This is a genomic window from Rhodanobacter aciditrophus, from assembly GCF_042679525.1.
Taxonomy (GTDB): Bacteria; Pseudomonadota; Gammaproteobacteria; order Pseudomonadales; family Marinomonadaceae; genus Marinomonas; species Marinomonas aciditrophus.
This window is the reverse complement of sequence record NZ_JBHTMN010000005.1, coordinates 17,647-38,317: the sequence shown is the minus strand read 5'-3', so window position 1 is coordinate 38,317 and position 20,671 is coordinate 17,647. Positions and strand designations below refer to the sequence as shown.

Sequence of the window (20,671 nt, the reverse complement as noted above, 5' to 3'; positions counted from 1 at the left end):
CATGAACACTAAGAAACAATCTCGAATTCGTCGTGCGCGCCGCGCGCGTTTGCATATTCGTGACCTAGGTGCGAATCGCCTTACTGTAAATCGCACACCTCGTCACATGTATGCACAAGTTATTTCGCCATGTGGTAGCAAAGTGCTAGCTAGCGCTTCTACTCTAGATGCGAGCCTACGTGCAACTGCAACTGGTAACAAAGATGCAGCAGCAAAAGTAGGTGCTCTTATTGCTGAGCGTGCAAAAGCAGCTGGCGTAAGCGCTGTAGCATTTGACCGTTCTGGCTTCAAATACCACGGTCGCGTTCAGGCGCTTGCTGATGCAGCGCGTGAAGCTGGTCTAGAGTTCTAAGGGGTAGCAAATGGCAGTTAACGAACAACAAACTAGTGATCTACAAGAGAAGCTAGTACAAGTAAACCGCGTTGCTAAAGTAGTTAAGGGTGGTCGTATCTTCTCTTTCACTGCTTTGACAGTCGTTGGTGATGGTAACGGTAAAGTAGGCTTCGGTCGTGGTAAAGCACGTGAAGTTCCTCAAGCTATCCAGAAAGCGATGGAACAAGCTCGTCGCAACATGGTAACTGTTGCTCTAGATGGTGACACTCTTCAATACCCTGTTAAAGCAGCGCACGGTGCCTCTAAGGTATACATGCAGCCAGCTTCTCAAGGTACTGGTGTTATCGCTGGTGGTGCAATGCGTGCGGTTCTTGAAATCGCAGGCGTACATAACGTATTAGCTAAATGCTACGGTTCAACTAACCCTGTAAACGTTGTTCGCGCAACGATCAAAGGTTTGGCTGACATGCGTGCACCTGAGCAAATCGCTGCAAAACGCGGTAAGTCTGTCGATCAAATTTTGGGGTAATGTGTAATGGCTAACAAAACCATCACAGTTCAATTGACTCGTAGCCCAATCGGTCGTCTTCCAAAGCACCGTGAAACAGTTAAAGGCTTGGGTCTTAAAAAGATCGGTCAAGTTCGTGAACTAGAAGATACTCCTTCTGTTCGTGGCATGATCAATAAAGTTTATTACATGGTTAAAGTGGTAGGAGAGTAACATGTTCCTAAATACTATTCGCCCTGGCGAAGGTAGCAAGCATGCTCCTAAACGTGTAGGCCGCGGTATTGGTAGCGGTTTGGGCAAAACAGGCGGACGTGGTCATAAAGGTCTTAAGTCTCGTTCTGGTGGCTCTGTTAAACCAGGTTTTGAAGGCGGTCAAATGCCGTTGCAGCGTCGTCTGCCAAAATTCGGTTTTACTTCACGTCAGGCTCAGTATGTAGCTGAAGTTCGTCTTAACGAACTAGCCGCAGTAAATGCAGAAGTTGTAGATTTGGCTGCTCTTAAAGGCGCCGACATCCTAGGTGACAAAATTAAGTCAGCACGCGTTATCTTGTCTGGTTCTATCGACAAAGCGGTAACAGTTCGTGGTCTTAAAGTTACTAAAGGTGCTCGTGCTGCTATTGAAGCAGCTGGCGGAAAAGTCGAGGAATAGATGACAAAGCGTGGTTCACTACCAGCTGGAATGCAAAGCGGACTTGGCGAGCTTTGGGCTCGCATCCGCTTCGTTTTTATAGCAATTATTGTATATCGAATTGGTGCACACATTCCGGTTCCAGGTATTAATCCTGACCGTTTGTCTGCCTTATTTGACCAGAATGAAGGCACAATCCTGAGTTTATTCAACGTATTCTCGGGTGGGGCATTGGAGCGTATGAGTATTTTTGCTCTGGGTATCCTTCCTTATATTTCTGCCTCGATCATTATGCAGTTGTTGACAGTGGTGAGCCCGCAGCTAGAGCAGCTCAAAAAGGAAGGTGAAGCAGGTCGTCGTAAGATTACGCAATATACGCGTTACGGCACTGTTTTACTTGCTTTGGTTCAGTCCGCTAGTATGGCCGTTGGTCTTGCTAGCCAAGGAATCTCTTTCAGTTCAGGTTTAGAGTTTTACGCCGTTGCGGTTGTAACGCTTGTAGCTGGTACAGTTTTCCTAATGTGGCTGGGTGAACAGGTGACTGAGAAGGGCATTGGTAATGGTATTTCTATCCTTATCTTTGCAGGTATCGTCGCTGGTTTGCCATCTGCTCTAGGTCGTTCATTCGAATCGGCCCGTCAAGGTGATATCAATATCCTTGCTTTGTTGTTGATTGGCATCCTTGCCATTGCGACCATCGCGTTCGTTGTTTTCATCGAACGAGGTCAGCGTCGCATTACGGTCAATTATGCTAAGCGTCAGCAAGGTAAAAAGGTGTTTGCCGCACAAAAGAGCCATTTGCCTCTAAAAGTGAACATGGCGGGTGTTATCCCACCAATCTTCGCTTCTAGTATCCTTCTTTTCCCTGCTTCGATCGGCCAGTGGTTCGGTCAAGGTGAAGGAATGGAATGGTTGCAAAATATCTCTTTAGCTCTAGCTCCTGGGCAACCGCTCTATGTGCTGTTGTTTGCGATAGCAATTGTATTCTTTTGCTTCTTTTATACAGCGCTGGTGTTCAACCCTAAAGATGTGGCAGATAACTTGAAAAAGTCCGGTGCGTTCTTGCCGGGCATTCGTCCAGGCGACCATACAGCCCGATACATTGACGGCGTTATGACTCGTTTGACGCTATTTGGTGCCTTGTATATCACTCTAGTGTCATTGATGCCTCAATTCTTTGTTGTGGCGTGGAACGTTCCTTTCTACTTCGGTGGTACTTCGATGTTAATCGTAGTGGTAGTAGTAATGGACTTCATGTCTCAAGTACAAAGTCACTTAATGAGCCATCAATACGAATCATTAATGAAAAAGTCTAATCTGACTGGTTATGGTCCAAATGGCCTAATGCGTTAAGCATAGGTTGGAGTTGAACATGAAAGTACGTGCATCTGTAAAGAAAATCTGTCGTAACTGTAAAGTCGTTCGTCGTAACGGCTCAGTTCGAGTGATCTGCACTGAGCCTCGACACAAACAGCGTCAAGGCTAATAGCAAGATTATTCGATGATGGGAGGGTGGTTGATTTTTGTCCGCAACGCTGGCATAATCAGCCGCCCTCATGAAAGCAAAGTGATGAATTATTCATCCATAACAACGGAGTAATGTGAATGGCCCGTATAGCCGGTGTCAATATTCCTGACAATAAACATGCGGTCATTTCTCTAACTTACATCTTCGGGATCGGTCGCACTCGCTCTCAAGCTATCTGCGCTTCAGCAGGTATCGAAGAAACCGCTAAAATCGGTTCTTTGAGCGACGAAGTACTCGACCGTCTACGTGGCGAAGTTGCTAAGTTTACTGTAGAAGGTGACCTCCGCCGTGAAGTCAGCATGTCTATCAAGCGTTTGATGGACTTAGGCTGTAACCGTGGCATCCGTCACCGCCGCAGCCTACCAGTTCGTGGTCAGCGTACCAAAACGAACGCTCGTACACGAAAAGGCCCTCGTAAGCCTATTCGTAAGTAATTTAACGCGTTTCGCTCTAGTGCATTAAGTCTGCTAGAGCTGAGCATTAGATATAGGAAAAGTGCAATATGGCTAAGCCAGCAACGCGCAGTACCAAGAAAAAAGTCAAAAAGTCGGTCGTAGACGGTGTAGCTCACGTACACGCGTCTTTCAATAATACGATCGTGACTATCACCGACCGTCAAGGCAATGCATTGTCTTGGGCGACTGCCGGTGGTTCTGGTTTCCGCGGTTCTCGTAAAAGTACACCATTTGCGGCTCAAGTAGCTGCAGAACGTGCCGGAGCTGCTGCTCAAGAGTTCGGCCTAAAGAACGTTGACGTTATGATCAAGGGCCCTGGTCCTGGTCGTGAATCCGCAGTTCGTGCATTGAATGCATTGGGTCTGCGCATCAACAACATCACAGACGTGACGCCAATCCCGCACAACGGTTGCCGTCCGCCTAAGAAACGTCGCGTTTAAGAGGAGACAGACACATGGCTCGTTATTTAGGTCCAACTTGTAAATTGTCTCGTCGTGAAGGCACAGACTTACAACTTAAAAGTGGTTCACGCGCTCTAGAATCAAAATGTAAAGCAGAAACAGTTCCTGGTGTGCACGGTGCACGTCGTGGTCGTCTTTCTGATTACGGTCTACAGCTACGTGAAAAACAAAAAGTTCGCCGTATGTACGGCATTCTTGAAAAACAATTCCGCAACTACTACAAAGACGCTGCTCGTATTAAAGGTGCTACAGGTGAAAACCTTCTGCAACTTTTGGAATCACGTCTAGATAACGTTGTATACCGTGCAGGCTTCGGCTCTACACGTGCGGAAGCTCGTCAACTAGTAGGCCACAAAGCTATTCTAGTTAACGGCGAATCGGTAAACATTGCTTCATTCCAAGTTAAAGCTGGTGATGTAGTGTCTATCCGTGAAAAAGCTAAGAAGCAGTTGCGTGTACAAAACGCACTAGAGCTATCTAAAAATCGTGCGCCGATCCATTGGATCGAAGTTGACTCAACTAAATTAGAAGCAACTTACAAAGCTGCTCCTGAGCGTGCCGATTTATCAGCTGAAATTAATGAGAACCTAATCGTCGAGCTTTACTCTAAGTAATAGCTAGATGGTTAGGATTAAGAAATAGGTGGATCTATGCAGCGTTCAGTGAGCGAATTGTTAACCCCACGCAACATCGAAGTACAAGAATTGGGCAACACCCGCGCCAAAGTAACGCTTCAACCACTAGAACGTGGTTTTGGTCATACTCTGGGTAACGCGCTACGCCGCATTCTTTTGTCTTCTATGCCTGGTTGTGCAATTGTTGAGGTAGAAATCGACGGTGTATTGCATGAGTACAGTGCGATTGAAGGGGTAAAAGAAGACGTTATTGAAATTCTTCTTAACCTAAAAGGAGTTGCGATCGCTCTACACGGGCAAGATGAAGCAACTCTAACACTAAGTAAGAAAGGTCCTGGTGTCGTAACTGCTGGTGATATCCAGTTGGTTGCTGATTCCGAGATCGCCAACCCTGATCACGTGATTTGTCACTTGGATGATACTGCTGAACTTAATATGCAGATCAAAGTGTCTCGTGGTCGTGGTTATGAGCCTGCTGACGCTCGTGTTGCTGGCGACGATGAGACTCGTCCTATTGGTCGCTTGCAGCTGGATGCCTCTTTTAGTCCTGTTCGCCGTGTTGCTTACAGTGTTGAGAATGCTCGTGTAGAGCAACGTACTGACCTAGACAAGCTTGTCATCGACATCGAGTCTAACGGTACTATCGACCCTGAAGAAGCTATCCGTCGTGCTGCGACTATTCTTCAACAACAAATTGCTGTTTTCGTTGCGCTTGAAAGCGAAAGCGAAGCAGTGGTTGAAGAAGAAGAGGATGAGATTGATCCGATTTTGCTACGCCCGGTTGATGATCTTGAGCTAACCGTTCGCAGTGCTAACTGTCTGAAAGCAGAAAACATCTACTACATTGGTGATTTGATTCAGCGTACAGAGGTTGAGCTACTTAAAACGCCTAACCTTGGTAAGAAATCATTAACTGAAATTAAAGATGTTTTAGCACAGCGCGGTTTGTCATTGGGAATGCGTCTGGAAAACTGGCCACCAGCTAGTTTGAAAGATGATAGCAAAGTTCTAGCTCGCTAGATCATTGTTCCCTGACCACCGTAGTTTGGTAAGGAATGTATAATGCGTCATCGTAAGAGTGGACGTCACTTAAACCGTACTAGCTCACATCGTAAAGCGATGTTCAAAAACATGGCTGCTTCTTTATTCGAGCACGAAGTTATTAAAACTACGTTGCCGAAAGCCAAAGAACTTCGTCGCGTTGCTGAGCCTTTGATCACATTGGCGAAAGAAGATTCCGTTGCGAATCGTCGCCTAGCCTTTGCTCGCACTCGCAGCAAAGATGCAGTAGGTAAATTGTTCTCTGAGCTTGGTCCTCGTTACCAAGGTCGTCCTGGCGGTTATGTTCGCATTCTTAAATGTGGCTTCCGTGCAGGTGACAATGCACCTATGGCTTACGTAGAACTGGTTGATCGTCCAGTTGCGGAAGCTGCAGACGCTGAGTAATTAGCATTTGCTTAAAAAGGCCGGGCTTTGCCCGGCTTTTTTCGTTTTGGCGGTATCTATCAAGATATTCAAAGCTGAGATAAAAAAAAGGGACTGCTAAGCAGTCCCTTTTTTATGCACTGTCATGGTTACAGCATGGTTTTTAAGAATCGACCAGTGTGGGAAACCTCAGATTTAGCAACCTCTTCCGGTGTGCCTTCAGCAATAATATAGCCGCCTCCGCTGCCTCCCTCAGGACCAAGGTCTACAATCCAATCCGCAGTCTTGATCACATCAAGATTATGCTCGATGACAACAATCGTATTGCCGTGATCACGCAAACGGTGCAGTACCGACAACAGCAGTTCGATGTCTGCGAAATGAAGGCCTGTTGTTGGCTCATCTAAGATGTACAGTGTTTTGCCGGTATCTCGTTTGGATAGCTCTTTAGCCAGTTTTACCCGTTGGGCTTCGCCGCCGGAGAGTGTGGTGGCTGCTTGCCCCAAACGAATATAGCCAAGGCCAACGTCAATGAGGGTTTGGAGTTTGCGAGCGATTGACGGGACTGGGTCGAAGAACTCTCGAGCTTCCTCGATGGTCATTTCCAGACATTCGTGAATATTTTTACCCTTGTAGGTGATTTCTAATGTTTCACGATTGTACCGCTGACCTTTACAGACATCACAAGGGACATACACGTCAGGTAAGAAATGCATCTCTACCTTGATCACCCCATCACCTTGACAGGCCTCACAGCGACCGCCTTTTACGTTAAAAGAGAATCGTCCTGGTTTATAGCCACGTGACCGTGCTTCCTGTGTCGCAGCAAATAGTTCCCGCATAGGAGTGAAAATGCCAGTGTAAGTGGCTGGGTTAGAACGTGGCGTTCGACCGATAGGACTTTGGTCAATATCCACGCACTTATCAAAATGATCCAGTCCTTCTACTTTCTCATAGCCTGCTGGTTTGAGTGTGGTGGCACCATTTAGAGCGGTTGCGGCAAGTGGAAACAGGGTACCGTTGATGAGTGTCGACTTACCAGAGCCGGAAACCCCTGTGACACATGTCATGACACCGACAGGGATATTCAGGGTCACATCGTTTAAGTTATTGCCATTGGCCCCGTGCAAGGTAAGTTGCTGGCCTCCTGTGGCTTTCTGCCTTATCTCTGGAATCTTGATTGAGCGTTCACCGGTCAAATACTGCCCGGTAACTGAGTTCTTACATGCCATGATGTCATCTGGCGTACCGGACGCAATCACTTGTCCTCCGTGAACACCTGCGCCAGGGCCGATATCCACAACGTGGTCTGCTATGCGTATTGCATCTTCATCATGCTCAACGACAATGACTGTGTTACCTAGGTCTCGTAATCGAGTGAGTGTGGCGATTAACCGTTCGTTGTCCCGTTGGTGCAAGCCAATGGAGGGTTCGTCAAGGATGTACATGACACCTACTAGCCCAGCGCCAATCTGGCTCGCAAGACGGATACGCTGAGCTTCACCACCGGATAATGAATCCGCTTTTCGGTCGAGTGTTAAATAGTCCAGGCCTACGTTCACTAAGAAAGTGAGTCGGTCTCGGATTTCTTTTAGGATCTTTGAGGCGATTTCGCCCTTCGCGCCCGTTAACTGTAATGTCTCGAAGTATTCTAGGCATTCTGCAATGGGCTTTTTAACAATGTCCGGTAAGGTTTCAGAGGCAATAAAGACGTTACGTGCTGCACGATTTAATCGGGTACCGTGACAACTTGGGCATGGCTTCACACTAATGTACTGTGACAAGTCTTCACGAACGCTGTCTGACTCGGTTTCTAGATAACGACGATTTAGGTTAGGTAAAACCCCTTCAAAGGCATGGGAGCGTGTCATTTTATCGCCACGCTCATTGATGTAGACAAAGTCGATCTTGTCTTTGCCTGAACCATTAAGGATTTTATCTTGGTAGTGACTAGGTATGTCTTTGAACTTGGCATTGATATCAAAGCCATAAAAGTTCGCTAAGGCATTGAGCTGCTGGAAGTAGAATATACTGCGACGGCCCCAGCCACGGATAGCGCCTTCTCCTAGGGTCAGGTTTTCATCTTGAATCACTCGATCCGCATCAAAGACTTGGTGGGTGCCTAAGCCGTCACAAGTCTGACATGCGCCATTTGGGTTGTTGAAGGAGAATAGGCGGGGTTCAAGCTCGGTGATAGCGTAGCCACACACAGGGCAGGCAAATTTGCTTGAGAATACCAGTTCGTCTTTCTCGTCATCCATGTTGATGACTTTGGCAATGCCATCAGATAGGGCCAAGCAGGTTTCAAAGGATTCTGCGAGGCGTAACTGTAGGTCTGAACGTACTTTGAAACGATCAATGACCACTTCGATGGTGTGCTTTTTGTTTTTTTCTAGGGCGGGGGCATCGTCTAGATCAACGACAATGCCGTCTATTCGTGCACGGACGAACCCCTTGGAAAGTAGCTCGCTGATGGTGTGTAAGTGCTCACCTTTACGATCTTTGACAATGGGGGCGAGCAGCATCATTTTGCTTTCTTCGGGCAGCGCTAAAACTTTATCAACCATCTGACTAATGGTTTGAGCTTCTAGTGGCTCTCCATGATCTGGACAGCGTGGTTGACCTGCACGAGCAAACAGCAGACGTAGATAATCGTAAATTTCGGTGATGGTTCCCACGGTAGAGCGCGGGTTATGGGAGGTAGACTTTTGCTCGATGGAGATCGCTGGGGATAAGCCTTCGATATGGTCGATGTCGGGCTTTTCCATCATGGATAAAAACTGGCGTGCATACGTAGAAAGGGACTCAACGTAACGACGTTGTCCTTCCGCGTAAAGAGTGTCAAAAGCCAGTGACGATTTACCTGATCCCGATAGCCCTGTAATCACTACGAGCTTGTCGCGAGGAATATCTAAATCGATGTTTTTTAGATTGTGTGTCCGCGCACCGCGAATCGTTATGGTATCCATGCGTCTCCAAAAATAATGCAACCAAGGAAAAAATCATTCAAAATAGAATAACTGTCTATTTTTACAGTACTTGAAATAGAGCTTCAACGGTATTTTTAGTAAAATCCCGGATCTTTCAACAATCATCTCCTAATACGCAAGTAGTAACTTCTATGGATGTCATCGAACGTCGTTCAGTATTAGCTCTCGCATTGGTTTATTTGTTCCGTATGTTGGGCTTGTTTCTGATAATGCCTGTCATCAGTGTTGCCGCTGATGGCCTTGATGGTGCCGATGCGGCGCTTATCGGGACGGCTATTGGTATTTACGGCTTTACACAAGCGTCGTTACAGATCCCCATGGGGATGATGTCGGATAAGATTGGTCGTAAAAAAGTCATTCTGTTTGGCTTGATTCTTTTTGCTTTGGGAAGCGTCATTTGTGCCAACGCAGACAGTATTGCTAGCTTGATTATTGGTCGGGCGATTCAAGGGGCAGGGGCGATTGCTAGTACCTTGATGGCTCTGCTTAGCGATGTGACGAAAGAGCAAAACCGAACCAAAGCCATGGCAACGGTAGGGATCAGCATTGGTGCATCTTTTATGTTGTCGCTGATTCTAGGTCCTATTTTGTTCCAATGGGTTGGGTTGTCTGGGTTATTCTATTTGTCCTTTGCTTTCTCCTTTGTTGGTATGGCATTGGTGATTTGGGCGGTGCCAAATGTCACGCAGCATTCCTTCCGTCGTGATACGACCCCCAGTTATCAGGCTTTGGGGCGTGTCATAAAAGATGGTCGCTTGCGTTTCCTAAACGTGAGCGTGTTGTTATTGCATGGAAGTTTAACGGCTTTGTTTGTGGCTATCCCCTCCATGTTGGTTGAGCGCTATGGGTTAGCCTTAGGGCAGCACAGTATTCTTTATTTGGTCGTCATGGCGGCGGCATTCATTGCGATGTTGCCTTTGGTCATTGCCGCGGAAGGTAAAGGAAAGATGAAACAGGTGCTTACCTTGGTGATTTTCTTAATGGGGCTGACAACCCTGTTAATGGAATGGACAACACATTTATGGTTGTTTGCAATTGCGGTATGCTTGTTCTTTGTTGCTTTTAATACCCTTGAAGCCACTTTGCCATCAACCTTAAGTAAATTGGCACCGGTGGGCTATCGCGGCACCGCCATGGGGGTCTTCTCAACCCACCAGTTTATGGGGGCCTTTGTGGGTGGTGCTGGCGGCGGTTGGTTGCTACAAAACACTTCTGTAGAGACCATGTTTTCAGTGATTGGTGGTATGTGGCTTATTTGGTCAATTGTTAGCTTACTACAGCCTGTGCCGAGAAAAATTGCTAGTATGGCATTCAGTATCGCGACGCACAGTGAACAGGATATAGAACGCTTGAAGGAGCAGTTAAAAGCGATCCAAGGAGTGGAAGATATGCAGATTTTTGCAGATGAGCAGACTGCTTATCTGAAGGTAGATAAACAGCAGTTAGATAAAGCGGCACTGCAGCAAGTGGCACCGCAAATTCAGTTATAAGATTTTAGACAGTTAAAGCATTGGAGTGACCTCATGGCACGTGGAATAAATAAAGTAATCTTGATTGGCAACGCAGGCAGTGATGCAGAAGTGCGTTTCATGCCATCTGGCGCAGCCGTTGCAAACGTGAACCTAGCAACAACAGAAAGCTGGCGTGACCGTCAAACAGGTCAAATGCAAGAACGTACAGAGTGGCACCGCGTTGCTTTCATGGATCGTGGTAACTACCGCCTAGGTCAAATCGCAGGTGATTTCATTAAGAAAGGCTCTAAAGTGTATGTAGAAGGTTCTCTACGCACTCGTGAGTGGGAAAAAGACGGTATCAAGCGTTACACCACTGAAATCGTAGCCAATGAGATGCAACTGTTGGACGGCCGTGCTGACGGTCAGCAAGGTGGTTACGACAACAACATGGGTGGTGGATACGGTGGTGGTCAGCCACAGCAGTCGGCGCCTCAACAAGGCGGTTACGGTGCGCCCCAGCAACCAGCGCAACAGCCTCAGCAAGGTGGTTACGGTCAGCAGCCAGCACAAAGTGGTTACGGCCAGCCTCAACAAGCAGCACCAGCTGCGCAACCTCAATCATTTGGTAGCTGGGGTAACCAACCTCAACAGCCGCCACAACAAAAAGCGCCAGAGCAGCCGGCTAAGCCTCAGCAGCCTGCGCCAAACTTTGACGACTTTGATGACGATATTCCGTTCTAACCAAAGACAAATGTTAAAGAGTTTTGCTCAAAAAAGCCGCTATTAAGCGGTTTTTTTGTGTCTGGATGTTTGTTGTGGAGAAAGATTCAAGGCTAGTAAGGTTTGTATTGAATCGCACTCTTGTCCCCAACAAATCGAATGTAATGACGGCTTTCTTTTCGGCAGTAGTGGGCGCAAATCTTATTGATCAAGTCTGCCGTCGAGCAGATTGCTGGGGAGGCATTGCGCATATGGCTCAAACTGACTTTGGTGGCAGGAATGGTTGGATGATTCAGTTCGATCAGCTCGCCTTCTAGGAGTTCTTTTTTCACCAGTATGGCGGGCATGATGCCAATTCCAATGCCGCCTTTAACGAGGGAGATCATGGCGGCCAGAGAAGGGGAGCCCGATACGCGAATATCTGAAGCTGGCAGGCCATATTTTTCGCTAAGCTGCCGCAGGGTATCGAGGGCTAATTCATAGGGAACAGTTCCTCGCATCTGAGTAATAAACTGCTTACTCAGTAACTGGTCAAGGGGCTGGTCAACCCCTAAAGATCTTGGCTTAGATATCCAATGCTGCGGGAATTCCAAAATGTCGTAGCTGCTAAAGAAGGGGGTCGCAGTTTGGTCGCCGCTGACATGCATGATGATATCTAGTTCACGCAATATGAGGCGTTCCTTCAAATTCGTGGTCAGGTCTACGCTGAGATCGATTTGAATCCCCGGAATAAGTCGTTCTAAAAATCGCATAATTTTTGGCAACACTGTCAGCACAATCGACTCGTTTACCCCCAGCCTTAGTTTCGACGTATGGGTCTTAGTGGAGCTGGCATTTTTAAATGCCTCGGTCGCTTCCATAATGGCTTGGGCATAGCTAATAAGTTGAGCGCCTTTTGGAGTGATCTCGAGAGTCTTGTGGTTCCAGTTAAATAGGGTCACGCCCACTTGCTCCTCGAGCTTCTTGATTCTCATGGAAACGGTGCCAGGGGTCGTGTGCATTTGCCGAGCCACTTGCCGGACACTTTTAACCTCAGCTAGCTGGAGGAAGGTTTCAACAAATTTTGTGTTCATAAGTGCCTCAAGGTTGTGCGGTGACCAATGTTGGTGAAGAAAGCTGCTTAAAAAATGGGCATTAACTGTTTATTTTTTCTTAACAGGTAGGGCTAAAAATCTTCGATAGACAGAATATATCTCATGGTAAATGATGAAAATACGCTGTGAGGAGGTTTTTTTACAGTTAATTAGATGATTGCGTCTTTTGCTGTAAAGAAATAATGAACAATTATTTGTCTAGATCAACGGAGATTTTCATGAAAAAGCTGTTGCCTATGGTGGTTACGAGTATGTTGGCGATCAATGCGTATGCGGATGAATTGCCTGCGACACATTTGAAAGTGGTCGGGTCGGTGGGGACGTCTGCTTCTTACCGAGATTTTGAAGCGCCATTTTTCGGTGAAGAACTGGCAGAAGATTCTAACGGTCAGGTGACGGCGGAGATCCGTCCATTTAATGAGATGGGTCTCAAAGGTGGTGAGATTTTACGTTTGGTGAAGCAAGGTGTCATTGAATACGGCGCTACCATCATGGCCTATATGTCTTCCGATGATCCAGTGAACGAAGCCATCGATTTGGCAGGCTTAACAACGGATTATGACAGTGCTCGAGCCGTGACAGATGGTTTTAAACCTTATTTGAGTAAGGTCTACGACGATAAGTTTGATGCTAAGTTATTGGGCCTTTGGCCTAACCCAGCTCAGGTTCTGTACTGTAAAGGGGATATCCAAGATCTGGCCGACTTGAAAGGTAAGAAGGTTCGAACATCGTCTCGTACTCAAGCGGAATTCGTTGATGCCCTAGGCGGCACTGGCGTAACGATGGCATTTGGTGAGGTGGTGCCTGCACTGCAAAATGGTGTTGTTGATTGTGCGATTACGGCCACACTTTCAGGCAACTTGGCTAAGTGGTATGAGGTGTCTGACCACATCGTGGAGCTACCTATTGCATGGAACCAAATTGTTCTTGTGGTGAGCAATAAAACTTGGAACAACACCGCCCCAGAAACACAGGCTTACATTGAAAATAAAGTGGCAGCACTCGAATCCCGAATTTGGAACGAAGTGAAGTACCAAACAGAGCAGGGGTACGAATGTAACCAGGGGCTAGATAGCTGTGAGATTGGCTACAAAGGCGCTATGACACTGGTGAAAGCGGATGACGAAGACCGTGCTTTGTTGCATGAAACTCTATTGGCAGAAGTGGTGCCAAAGTGGGCGGAGCGCTGTACAGCCGAATGTGTTGAGGCGTGGAATGACACAGTAGGTCAAGTGGTTGATGTTAAGGCTGCCCCATAATGATGGGTGATCAAGCATTAGCAATCTGCAACTGGTTGGCCCGCTGGGCCGCCAGAGTAGCCGGCATTACCGTGCTGTTGGCAGCTTTGTTGGTTTCCGGCGATGTGATTGTGCGTAAGTTATTTGGCCTGACTATGGGGGGCTCAGATGAGCTCTCCGGTTATGCCTTGGCCATCGCAGTAAGCTGGGGCAGCTCTTCAGTGTTATTGAATCGCAGCCATATCCGCATCGATGTGCTTTATCAATATTTTCCTTGTGCCATTCAGGCAGTTTTTAACATTATTTCTTTGGTTGCTCTGGCGTCCTTTGTGGGCTTGTTGGTGCGCTACAGCTGGGAGGTTGTGTTTGCTTCTTGGGATATGAACTCTTTGAGTAATACACCATTGCAAACGCCTCTTTGGTTGCCCCAAGGGCTTTGGTTTGTGGGCTTTTGTTTGTTTCTTATCACTCTGATTGCGCTGTTGTGGAATAGCCTTTTTGCCTTAGTGAAAGGGGATGTTGACCGTGTGCAGCAGCTGTTGGCGCCTAAGTCTGGTTTGGATGAAGCCCAAGAAGAAGCCTCGTTTGCTAAATCCCAGTCGACACATCGGGAGGATGTATGATTTTAACCGCTGTATCGGTGTTGTTGTTTTTATTGGCGCTGTCGATCCCGGTGGCCGCCAGTATTGGTTTGCTCGGTGTGGTGCTGGATAAATTCTATTCGTTCCTACCTGTGACCCGAGCACTAGGGGAAGTGTCTTGGTCAACGAGTCATGAGTTCCTATTGGTATCGATCCCTCTGTTTATTCTATTAGGGGAATTGCTGTTGCGCTCTGGGTATGCAGAGCGCATGTATGATGCCCTGACGGTTTGGCTGAATTGGCTACCAGGTGGCTTGAATCATGCCAACATCGTGGCATGTGGTCTGTTTTCCGCTACCAGTGGTTCAAGTGTCGCGACCTCCGCTACGGTGGGTACGGTGGCTATACCTCAGGCGCGAAAGCACAAATACAACGAGCGTTTGTTTATCGGGTCACTGGCGGCTGGTGGTACCTTGGGTATTCTGATTCCACCATCCGTCAACATGATTATCTATGGTGTGCTAACGGATACCTCTGTGCCACGTTTGTATCTTGCTGGTTTATTGCCAGGGATCTGTTTGATCTTGATCTTCATGATTATCTTGGTGGTCGCTTGTGTCCTGAAACCAAGCTGGGGAGGTAAGCGAGAGCCTGCCAGTTGGTCCCATCGTGTGCGTTCCTTAGTGCATTTATTGCCGCCGTTATTACTGTTTCTGGTGGTGGTCGGTTCGATATATGCGGGCATCGCTACGCCCACGGAATCTGCTGGGTTGGGTGTGGTTGCCATGCTGATCTTAGCCGCAGCGAGTAAAAGGCTTACTTGGCGAGTGCTGTTAGAAGCCGTGGAAAATACGGTTAAGTCCACCGCGATGATTATGTTGATTGTGTTGGCCGCCTATTTCTTAAACTTTGTCATGACGGCTGTAGGGCTCACCGACGCCCTGGTAAGTTCCATTTACAGTCTTGGTATCAGTCCCAACATGATGCTGTTGTTAGTGATTGGTCTGTTCCTATTGCTGGGCTGCTTTATGGAAACTCTGTCTCTGATGATCACAACGGTGCCGATTATCGCTCCCGTGATGATTCAGCTCGGTTTTGATCCCATTTGGTTCGGCATTTTGGTGATTGTTTTGATTGAGTCCGCGCTGATTACACCGCCTGTGGGATTAAATTTGTTTGTTGTTCAAAACGTTCGCGGCTCTGGCCCTATGCACGACACTATCATTGGCGTGACGCCGTTTGTCATTGGCTTGTTCATCATGATCGGGGTATTGATCTTGGTGCCGGGTGTGGCGACTTGGTTGCCTGAGTTGGTGATGGGCTAATTTAGCTACTGAGTGTTATTTTTTGGAAGGAATGAGTGATGAAGAAAGAGGATTTTAAAACGCCTCTAGAGTTACGCCTTAGTATTGCAAAGGGCGAGTGGGATCAGCCAACTTCGGGTATGTTGGGTGATTATCAGCAGGCGAATTTGGCTGTTGTACCAAAGGATCAAGCCTACGACTTCCTGCTGTTTTGTGTGCGTAACCCTAAAAGCTGCCCACTATTGGCGGTGTCTGAAGTAGGGGACCCTGTGATTCATTTTCAAGGGTCTGAGATTAATGTGTGCACCATGTTACCCCGTTATCGCATGTGGAAAGAGGGGGAGTATGTTGGTGAAACACTGGATCTGACCGAGTACTGGCAAGACGACTCTGTTGCGTTTTTGCTGGGTTGTAGTCATACCTTTGATGCCCCATTAAACCGAGCAGGTATTCCTGTGAGTGCGGAAGCTCCTGCTGTGTATTATTCCAATATTCCATGTCAGTCGGTGGGCGCTATTCAGGGCAATATGGCTGTGAGTATGCGTCCCGTAGCGGCGGACAAGGTGGCGCTGGCGACAACCATTACTGCCCGCTACCCATCAGGCCATGGGGCGCCAGTTCATATTGGCGATCCTGCGCTGATCGGCATTGACACTTTAGAGAACCCTGACTTTGGTGTGTTTGGTGGCGTGCCAGAGGGCTATGTGCCGGTGTTCTGGGCCTGTGGAGTAACTCCGCAAGCGGTCTTGCCTAATAGTGGAGGCGCCTATTTGTTTACGCACTTTGCGGGTCATATGCTGGTGCTGGATCAAACGGTAGACGAGGTCGCTGCCAGCCTGCTTTAACTTATGCACACTTTGCGACGGGAAGGGGAGACTCTTGTCGTCGTACTTTTCCTATATTCCCTTTCTGAAATCCCCCTGTTTAGTGCCTTAATTGTGGTGATTCTGTTCATATAGCGTGAATTTTGATACTGGAACTATCGTATATGTAATTCACTCCGTAAGCTTAAATGTCACAAAAATCATTGGTTGAAAGGATATCAATATGCTGGATTTGGACTTCTCTCTGATTCTCCATCATTTAACCCAGATGGGTGTGGCGTTTCTATTGTCTCTGCCGATTGCGTTAAATCGTGAGCACCATGATCGTGGTGCTGGGTTGCGAACCTTTCCATTGGTAACGATAGCGTCTTGCTCTTTTATGTTAGTTGGAATGAGCGTATATGAAGGATCTGATGCGGAGGCTCGAGTGATGTACGCCGTGATCACAGGGATGGGCTTTATCGGTGGCGGGGCTATATTTAAAAGTGGTGACTCTATTTCCGGGACGGCTACAGCGGCGGGTATTTGGAACACTGGTGCGATTGGTGTGTCGGTGGCCTACAGTCGATATGAAATCGCCATTTTGCTATCGATTATTGGCTTTTTGATCTTTCAATTCTCTGGGGCAGTAAAACGACAAACTGCCAAAGAATAGGTCTTGAAGTGTGTTCGTTGTTCGAACGTGAAGCTGTTATAATAGGAGTATTTTTATAACAGCTATTAGGGCTTGCGGCGGGTTCGTGGGCTCTAACTCCTTCCTTCTCGTTTGTTGAGGTTCCTTTGGGAGCCTTTTTTGTCCTTGAAAGAGGGTTAGGGAAGGTGGGTATCGAGGTGAAGTATGCAAGAGGATGACAGCGATTTCTCTTTGTTCGCACAAGAGGTTCAAGGTATTAAACCTCTAAAAAAGACTGAGATCTACCTAGGTAAAAAGCAAGGTGAGATTGATTTTACGGAGCGGCAAAAAGCAGCCCTGATTGCGAAGGTTGAAGATCGGAATCATTTGTCCAAAGACTATGTGGAACGTGTCGATCCCAATGACATGCTGGAATATAAGCGTCCAGGGGTGCAAGACGGCGTGTTTAAGCGTTTGCGTCAGGGGAAATATGGCGTGGATGCCCGTTTAGATCTCCATCGCCGTACCGTGGATCAAGCCCGTCGAGATGTGTTTCAGTTTATCGAAGACTGTATGCGAAATGACATTCGTGTTGGCATTATTGTTCACGGAAAAGGCGATCGTACGCCGGATAATCAAGCGACCATCAAGAGTTATATCAATAAGTGGTTACGGGATCTGGATGACGTGATGGCGTTTCACAGTGCCCAGCGACACCACGGGGGATTAGGGGCTGTTTACGTCCTGTTCCGTAAAAGCGAAAAAGCCCGTTTGGAAAACTGGGAACGTCATCAAAAGCGCTAGGTATTTGATGGTATTTCGTGCAGTTAAAATCACATTCTTGGTATAATCTGCATGCTTTTATTGCTTGAGATTGCGAAAAACTTCCCAATGATTCTAGTAATAGAAAAAGATTTTAATAGGGGTAAAACATGACAGTGAAGAATGCACACCACCCAGCGTTTACAGCTATTCGCAGCGAGTTTGTGGAAGCGTTAAATGTAACGGTGCAAGAGTATGAGCATAAGGTGACTGGTGCGAAGCATTTTCACATTGCCTCTGAAAACGATGAAAATGTTTTTCTCGTTGGCCTAAAAACGGTGCCGACGGATTCAACCGGCGTGGCACATATTCTTGAGCACTCCGTATTATGTGGCTCTGAGCGCTTCCCAGTGCGTGATCCGTTTTTCATGATGATTCGTCGTTCGTTAAATACTTTTATGAACGCCTTTACCTCATCTGATTGGACGGCTTACCCATTTGCCAGCAAAAATAAGAAGGATTTTCGTAACTTACTGGATGTGTATCTAGATGCGGTGTTCTTTTCTCGTCTGGACCCATTAGACTTTTCCCAAGAAGGGCACCGACTCGAATTCGCGGAACCGACTAACCCTGATTCTGAACTGACCTACAAAGGTGTGGTGTTTAATGAAATGAAGGGGGCCATGAGCTCTACCACATCGGTTCTATGGCAAGCGGTGACCAAATACCTGTTTCCTAGCAATACCTACCATTTCAACTCAGGTGGTGAGCCAACCGATATTCCGGATCTGTCTTACGATGAACTGATGGCGTTTTACCGTAAACACTACCATCCATCGAACGCGGTCTTTATGACCTTTGGTGATATTCCGGCGGATGAATTGCAAGAAGAGTTTGAAGCAAAAGTCTTAAGCCGCTTTGAGCGCCTAGACGACAAAGATCAAGTCAGTGTACCGAACGCGAAGCGTTACTTCTCTCCTTTACGAGTGGAAGAAGGCTATGCTGCAGAAGAGGCGAAAGAAAATGCCTCCCACGTAGTCGTAGGTTGGTTGCTGGGTGAAAGTATCGACTTAGCACAGCAATTTGAAGCGTCCTTGTTATCGAGCGTCCTTCTGGATAACTCTGCGTCACCCTTACGTCGTGTATTAGAAAACTCTGAGCTTGGCTCCTCCCCATCTCCTTTATGTGGCCTTGAAGACAGCAACAAAGAAATGAGCTTCATGTGTGGCCTGGAAGGAGTGAAGCGTGAGGATACCACAAACGTAGAAGCCTTGGTGTTGTCTACCTTAGAAGACATCGTAGAAAATGGTGTTGAGCAAGACATGGTTGATGCCATGCTGCATCAATTGGAGTTGAGTCAGCGAGAGATTGGCGGTGATAGCTATCCCTACGGGTTGCAGCTGATTCTAGGGGCCTTGTCTACCGCCGTTCATTCTGGCGATGTGATTGCGCAATTGGATCTGGATCCTGTGATCGAGCAAATGCGCGAGAAGGTTACCGATAAAGACTATATTCCAACCTTGGTGAAACGCTTGTTACTCGACAATGCTCACCGAATCACCTTGACCTTGAGTCCAGACGAAGCCCTTGAGGCACGTCGTAATCAAGCAGAAAAAGATCGCCTTAGTGCCATCAAAGCTGGGCTTTCAGAAGAGCAAACTCAGTACATCATTGAGCGCAGCCAAGCCTTGAAAGCTCGACAAGAGCAAGTGGATGACATGAGCATTCTGCCAAAGGTTGGCATGGAAGATGTGCCAGCAGCCCTGCCTGAATACGAGCATGAAGCCATAGACGCTGCACTGCCAGTGTCCTTCTACCCGCAAGGGACGAACGGCTTGGTCTATCAACAATTAGTTGTCGATCTGCCAAAACTCACCGAAGACGAAACGAATGTGTTGCCTCTCTATAGCTCGTTAATGACGGAGCTAGGTGTTGGTGAAGACGACTATCTGGCGATCCAGTCACGCCAAGCTCAGGTTTGTGGTGGTTTGGGAGCGCATTCTTCTATTCGCCCTGAGATCATAGATAAGCAGCGAGTGAGCGGTTACTTCGTCTTAAGTTCTAAGGCCCTTGTGCCGAATACTGCGGCCATGACAAAACTGATGGTGGATACTTTTCAATCCGTCCGTTTTGATGAAGTAGGGCGTATTAAAGAGTTGATTGCTCAGCGCCGTGCCCGTCGCGAACGTTCCGTGACAGGTCAGGGCCACGCTCTAGCCATGAGTGCAGCTACGAGTGGTATGTCTGGTCTCGCTGCCCAGCAAGAAGCTTGGGGAGGCATGACAGGCATCCGTAACCTGATTGAGATGGATGATGCGTTAAAAGCCGATCCAGCGGCTGTAACTGCTTTGTGTCAAACCCTAAAAACCATTCACGAAAAACTCCAGCAATGTGCGAAGCGTGTTCTATTGGTGGCAGAGCCCCACCATAAAGAAACGCTGCTGGAAGCGATTCGTCCAGCTTGGGCGAGTATTGAGAACCATGAGCAATTGACCGCCTTTGCCTTGCCGGCTGTGGACAACACAGTGAAGCAAGCTTGGGTGACGGCCACACAAGTGAGCTTCTGCGCGAAAGCCTTTAAGGCCGTAGCGGGTGAGCACCCGGATGTGGCGCCATTAACCGTTTTAGGTGGCTTCTTGCGCAATGGTTATCTACATCGTGCGATCCGTGAGCAGGGTGGCGCTTACGGTGGTGGCGCGACATTTGATGGTAGCGCTGGCGCTTTTCGCTTTTACTCGTACCGTGATCCGCGTTTGCTAGAAACCCTAGCGGACTTTGATGCGTCCATTGAGTGGTTGCTTAGCAACGAACACACAGAGGACGCCTTAGAAGAAGCGGTATTGGGCGTGATTGGTTCCATGGATAAGCCAGGCTCGCCAGCCGGTGAAGCGCAAGGAGACTACTTCCTACAACTTCATGGTCGAACGAAAGCCTACCGTGAGGCCTTCCGTGCAGGCATCTTGGCAGTAACGATTGAAGACTTGCAACGTGTTGCCAAGCTGTACCTGACCAAAGAGAACGAAAACACCGCCGTTGTCACTGCAAGCGCTAACAAAACCATGTTAACGGATGCTGGCTTCGACATTTGTACCTTATAAATTATAACGAAAATCTGAA

Annotated in this window: 22 protein-coding genes; 20 read left to right on the top strand and 2 right to left on the bottom strand. The window is 47.6% G+C overall.

Annotated features, from left to right (window positions below):
• Position 1 precedes the first annotated feature (1 nt).
• The 11 genes from rplR (at position 2) to rplQ (ending at position 5,995) form a co-directional block, all read left to right on the top strand.
• Positions 2–352, top strand: a complete 351-nt coding sequence (gene rplR, locus ACFQ45_RS04545; protein WP_377365781.1) for a 50S ribosomal protein L18 — start codon at positions 2–4, stop codon at positions 350–352.
• Positions 353–362: 10 nt separating this feature from the next.
• The gene (rpsE, locus tag ACFQ45_RS04540; RefSeq protein WP_377365779.1) at positions 363–863 is read left to right on the top strand and encodes a 30S ribosomal protein S5; all 501 of its coding nucleotides are present in this window, start codon (positions 363–365) and stop codon (positions 861–863) included.
• Positions 864–869: 6 nt separating this feature from the next.
• Positions 870–1,055, top strand: a complete 186-nt coding sequence (rpmD, locus tag ACFQ45_RS04535; protein ID WP_377365777.1) for a 50S ribosomal protein L30 — start codon at positions 870–872, stop codon at positions 1,053–1,055.
• A gap of 1 nt (position 1,056) precedes the next feature.
• The gene (gene rplO / locus ACFQ45_RS04530) at positions 1,057–1,491 is read left to right on the top strand and encodes a 50S ribosomal protein L15 (protein ID WP_377365775.1); all 435 of its coding nucleotides are present in this window, start codon (positions 1,057–1,059) and stop codon (positions 1,489–1,491) included.
• The gene (secY, locus tag ACFQ45_RS04525) at positions 1,492–2,823 is read left to right on the top strand and encodes a preprotein translocase subunit SecY (protein WP_377365773.1); all 1,332 of its coding nucleotides are present in this window, start codon (positions 1,492–1,494) and stop codon (positions 2,821–2,823) included.
• Positions 2,824–2,842: 19 nt separating this feature from the next.
• Complete coding sequence (gene rpmJ, locus ACFQ45_RS04520) at positions 2,843–2,956, top strand: 50S ribosomal protein L36 (protein ID WP_082861045.1); 114 nt, start codon at positions 2,843–2,845, stop codon at positions 2,954–2,956.
• 119 nt (positions 2,957–3,075) lie between these two features.
• Positions 3,076–3,432 carry a 30S ribosomal protein S13 gene (rpsM, locus tag ACFQ45_RS04515; protein ID WP_377365770.1) on the top strand — a complete coding sequence of 119 codons (357 nt, stop codon included), beginning with the start codon at positions 3,076–3,078 and terminating at the stop codon, positions 3,430–3,432.
• A 68-nt stretch (positions 3,433–3,500) separates the two neighbouring features.
• On the top strand, positions 3,501–3,893 hold the full coding sequence (rpsK, locus tag ACFQ45_RS04510; RefSeq protein WP_377365768.1) for a 30S ribosomal protein S11: 393 nt from the start codon (positions 3,501–3,503) through the stop codon (positions 3,891–3,893).
• 14 nt (positions 3,894–3,907) lie between these two features.
• A complete protein-coding gene (gene rpsD, locus ACFQ45_RS04505) occupies positions 3,908–4,528 on the top strand; it encodes a 30S ribosomal protein S4 (protein WP_377365766.1) in 621 nt (206 codons plus the stop codon).
• 36 nt (positions 4,529–4,564) lie between these two features.
• Positions 4,565–5,569 (top strand): DNA-directed RNA polymerase subunit alpha, encoded by a 1,005-nt coding sequence (locus tag ACFQ45_RS04500; RefSeq protein ID WP_377365764.1) that lies wholly within the window; start codon positions 4,565–4,567, stop codon positions 5,567–5,569.
• 42 nt (positions 5,570–5,611) lie between these two features.
• Entirely contained in the window at positions 5,612–5,995 is a 384-nt protein-coding gene (rplQ, locus tag ACFQ45_RS04495; protein ID WP_055462827.1) for a 50S ribosomal protein L17, read from the top strand.
• A gap of 128 nt (positions 5,996–6,123) precedes the next feature.
• Here the strand turns inward: rplQ and uvrA are convergent, their stop codons facing one another.
• Complete coding sequence (gene uvrA / locus ACFQ45_RS04490) at positions 6,124–8,943, bottom strand: excinuclease ABC subunit UvrA (RefSeq protein WP_377365761.1); 2,820 nt, start codon at positions 8,941–8,943, stop codon at positions 6,124–6,126.
• A 152-nt stretch (positions 8,944–9,095) separates the two neighbouring features.
• Here uvrA and ACFQ45_RS04485 point away from each other — a divergent pair, with 152 nt between their 5' ends.
• On the top strand, positions 9,096–10,454 hold the full coding sequence (locus tag ACFQ45_RS04485; RefSeq protein WP_377365759.1) for an MFS transporter: 1,359 nt from the start codon (positions 9,096–9,098) through the stop codon (positions 10,452–10,454).
• Positions 10,455–10,487: 33 nt separating this feature from the next.
• Positions 10,488–11,159 (top strand): single-stranded DNA-binding protein, encoded by a 672-nt coding sequence (gene ssb / locus ACFQ45_RS04480; protein ID WP_377365757.1) that lies wholly within the window; start codon positions 10,488–10,490, stop codon positions 11,157–11,159.
• Between the two features lie 92 nt (positions 11,160–11,251).
• Here the strand turns inward: ssb and ACFQ45_RS04475 are convergent, their stop codons facing one another.
• Positions 11,252–12,211 (bottom strand): LysR family transcriptional regulator, encoded by a 960-nt coding sequence (locus ACFQ45_RS04475; RefSeq protein WP_377365755.1) that lies wholly within the window; start codon positions 12,209–12,211, stop codon positions 11,252–11,254.
• 239 nt (positions 12,212–12,450) lie between these two features.
• On the opposite strand from ACFQ45_RS04475, the gene ACFQ45_RS04470 reads away from it, so the two are divergent.
• The 7 genes from ACFQ45_RS04470 to ACFQ45_RS04440 all read left to right on the top strand — a co-directional run bounded on the left by ACFQ45_RS04470 (position 12,451) and on the right by ACFQ45_RS04440 (position 20,652).
• Positions 12,451–13,491 (top strand): TRAP transporter substrate-binding protein, encoded by a 1,041-nt coding sequence (locus ACFQ45_RS04470; RefSeq protein WP_377365753.1) that lies wholly within the window; start codon positions 12,451–12,453, stop codon positions 13,489–13,491.
• Entirely contained in the window at positions 13,491–14,093 is a 603-nt protein-coding gene (locus tag ACFQ45_RS04465) for a TRAP transporter small permease subunit (protein WP_377365751.1), read from the top strand. Before ACFQ45_RS04470 ends, ACFQ45_RS04465 begins: the two co-directional genes overlap by 1 nt.
• Positions 14,090–15,376: a TRAP transporter large permease gene (locus ACFQ45_RS04460; RefSeq protein ID WP_377365749.1), complete on the top strand. Its 1,287-nt coding sequence runs from the start codon at positions 14,090–14,092 to the stop codon at positions 15,374–15,376. The genes ACFQ45_RS04465 and ACFQ45_RS04460 overlap by 4 nt, the downstream gene beginning before the upstream one ends.
• Before the next feature lie 38 nt (positions 15,377–15,414).
• On the top strand, positions 15,415–16,200 hold the full coding sequence (locus ACFQ45_RS04455) for a D-glutamate cyclase family protein (RefSeq protein ID WP_377365747.1): 786 nt from the start codon (positions 15,415–15,417) through the stop codon (positions 16,198–16,200).
• A 202-nt stretch (positions 16,201–16,402) separates the two neighbouring features.
• Complete coding sequence (locus ACFQ45_RS04450) at positions 16,403–16,834, top strand: MgtC/SapB family protein (RefSeq protein ID WP_377365745.1); 432 nt, start codon at positions 16,403–16,405, stop codon at positions 16,832–16,834.
• A 183-nt stretch (positions 16,835–17,017) separates the two neighbouring features.
• Positions 17,018–17,596 (top strand): DNA endonuclease SmrA, encoded by a 579-nt coding sequence (gene smrA / locus ACFQ45_RS04445; protein ID WP_377365743.1) that lies wholly within the window; start codon positions 17,018–17,020, stop codon positions 17,594–17,596.
• Between the two features lie 128 nt (positions 17,597–17,724).
• Positions 17,725–20,652 carry an insulinase family protein gene (locus tag ACFQ45_RS04440; protein ID WP_377365741.1) on the top strand — a complete coding sequence of 976 codons (2,928 nt, stop codon included), beginning with the start codon at positions 17,725–17,727 and terminating at the stop codon, positions 20,650–20,652.
• The last annotated feature ends 19 nt before the right edge of the window (positions 20,653–20,671 follow it).

Excerpts from the sequence above, each read along its gene's own strand:
- secY (WP_377365773.1), top strand. The coding sequence starts at position 1,492 with ATGACAAAGCGTGGTTCACTACCAGCTGGAATGCAAAGCGGACTTGGC.
- ACFQ45_RS04485 (WP_377365759.1), top strand. The coding sequence starts at position 9,096 with ATGGATGTCATCGAACGTCGTTCAGTATTAGCTCTCGCATTGGTTTAT.
- rpmD (WP_377365777.1), top strand. The coding sequence starts at position 870 with ATGGCTAACAAAACCATCACAGTTCAATTGACTCGTAGCCCAATCGGT.
- rpmJ (WP_082861045.1), top strand. The coding sequence starts at position 2,843 with ATGAAAGTACGTGCATCTGTAAAGAAAATCTGTCGTAACTGTAAAGTC.
- ACFQ45_RS04475 (WP_377365755.1), bottom strand. The coding sequence starts at position 12,211 with ATGAACACAAAATTTGTTGAAACCTTCCTCCAGCTAGCTGAGGTTAAA.
- rpsK (WP_377365768.1), top strand. The coding sequence starts at position 3,501 with ATGGCTAAGCCAGCAACGCGCAGTACCAAGAAAAAAGTCAAAAAGTCG.
- ACFQ45_RS04440 (WP_377365741.1), top strand. The coding sequence starts at position 17,725 with ATGACAGTGAAGAATGCACACCACCCAGCGTTTACAGCTATTCGCAGC.
- rpsE (WP_377365779.1), top strand. The coding sequence starts at position 363 with ATGGCAGTTAACGAACAACAAACTAGTGATCTACAAGAGAAGCTAGTA.
- smrA (WP_377365743.1), top strand. The coding sequence starts at position 17,018 with ATGCAAGAGGATGACAGCGATTTCTCTTTGTTCGCACAAGAGGTTCAA.
- ACFQ45_RS04460 (WP_377365749.1), top strand. The coding sequence starts at position 14,090 with ATGATTTTAACCGCTGTATCGGTGTTGTTGTTTTTATTGGCGCTGTCG.
- ACFQ45_RS04465 (WP_377365751.1), top strand. The coding sequence starts at position 13,491 with ATGATGGGTGATCAAGCATTAGCAATCTGCAACTGGTTGGCCCGCTGG.
- ACFQ45_RS04500 (WP_377365764.1), top strand. The coding sequence starts at position 4,565 with ATGCAGCGTTCAGTGAGCGAATTGTTAACCCCACGCAACATCGAAGTA.
- rplR (WP_377365781.1), top strand. The coding sequence starts at position 2 with ATGAACACTAAGAAACAATCTCGAATTCGTCGTGCGCGCCGCGCGCGT.
- rplQ (WP_055462827.1), top strand. The coding sequence starts at position 5,612 with ATGCGTCATCGTAAGAGTGGACGTCACTTAAACCGTACTAGCTCACAT.
- ACFQ45_RS04470 (WP_377365753.1), top strand. The coding sequence starts at position 12,451 with ATGAAAAAGCTGTTGCCTATGGTGGTTACGAGTATGTTGGCGATCAAT.
- rpsD (WP_377365766.1), top strand. The coding sequence starts at position 3,908 with ATGGCTCGTTATTTAGGTCCAACTTGTAAATTGTCTCGTCGTGAAGGC.
- ACFQ45_RS04450 (WP_377365745.1), top strand. The coding sequence starts at position 16,403 with ATGCTGGATTTGGACTTCTCTCTGATTCTCCATCATTTAACCCAGATG.
- rpsM (WP_377365770.1), top strand. The coding sequence starts at position 3,076 with ATGGCCCGTATAGCCGGTGTCAATATTCCTGACAATAAACATGCGGTC.
- uvrA (WP_377365761.1), bottom strand. The coding sequence starts at position 8,943 with ATGGATACCATAACGATTCGCGGTGCGCGGACACACAATCTAAAAAAC.
- rplO (WP_377365775.1), top strand. The coding sequence starts at position 1,057 with ATGTTCCTAAATACTATTCGCCCTGGCGAAGGTAGCAAGCATGCTCCT.
- ACFQ45_RS04455 (WP_377365747.1), top strand. The coding sequence starts at position 15,415 with ATGAAGAAAGAGGATTTTAAAACGCCTCTAGAGTTACGCCTTAGTATT.
- ssb (WP_377365757.1), top strand. The coding sequence starts at position 10,488 with ATGGCACGTGGAATAAATAAAGTAATCTTGATTGGCAACGCAGGCAGT.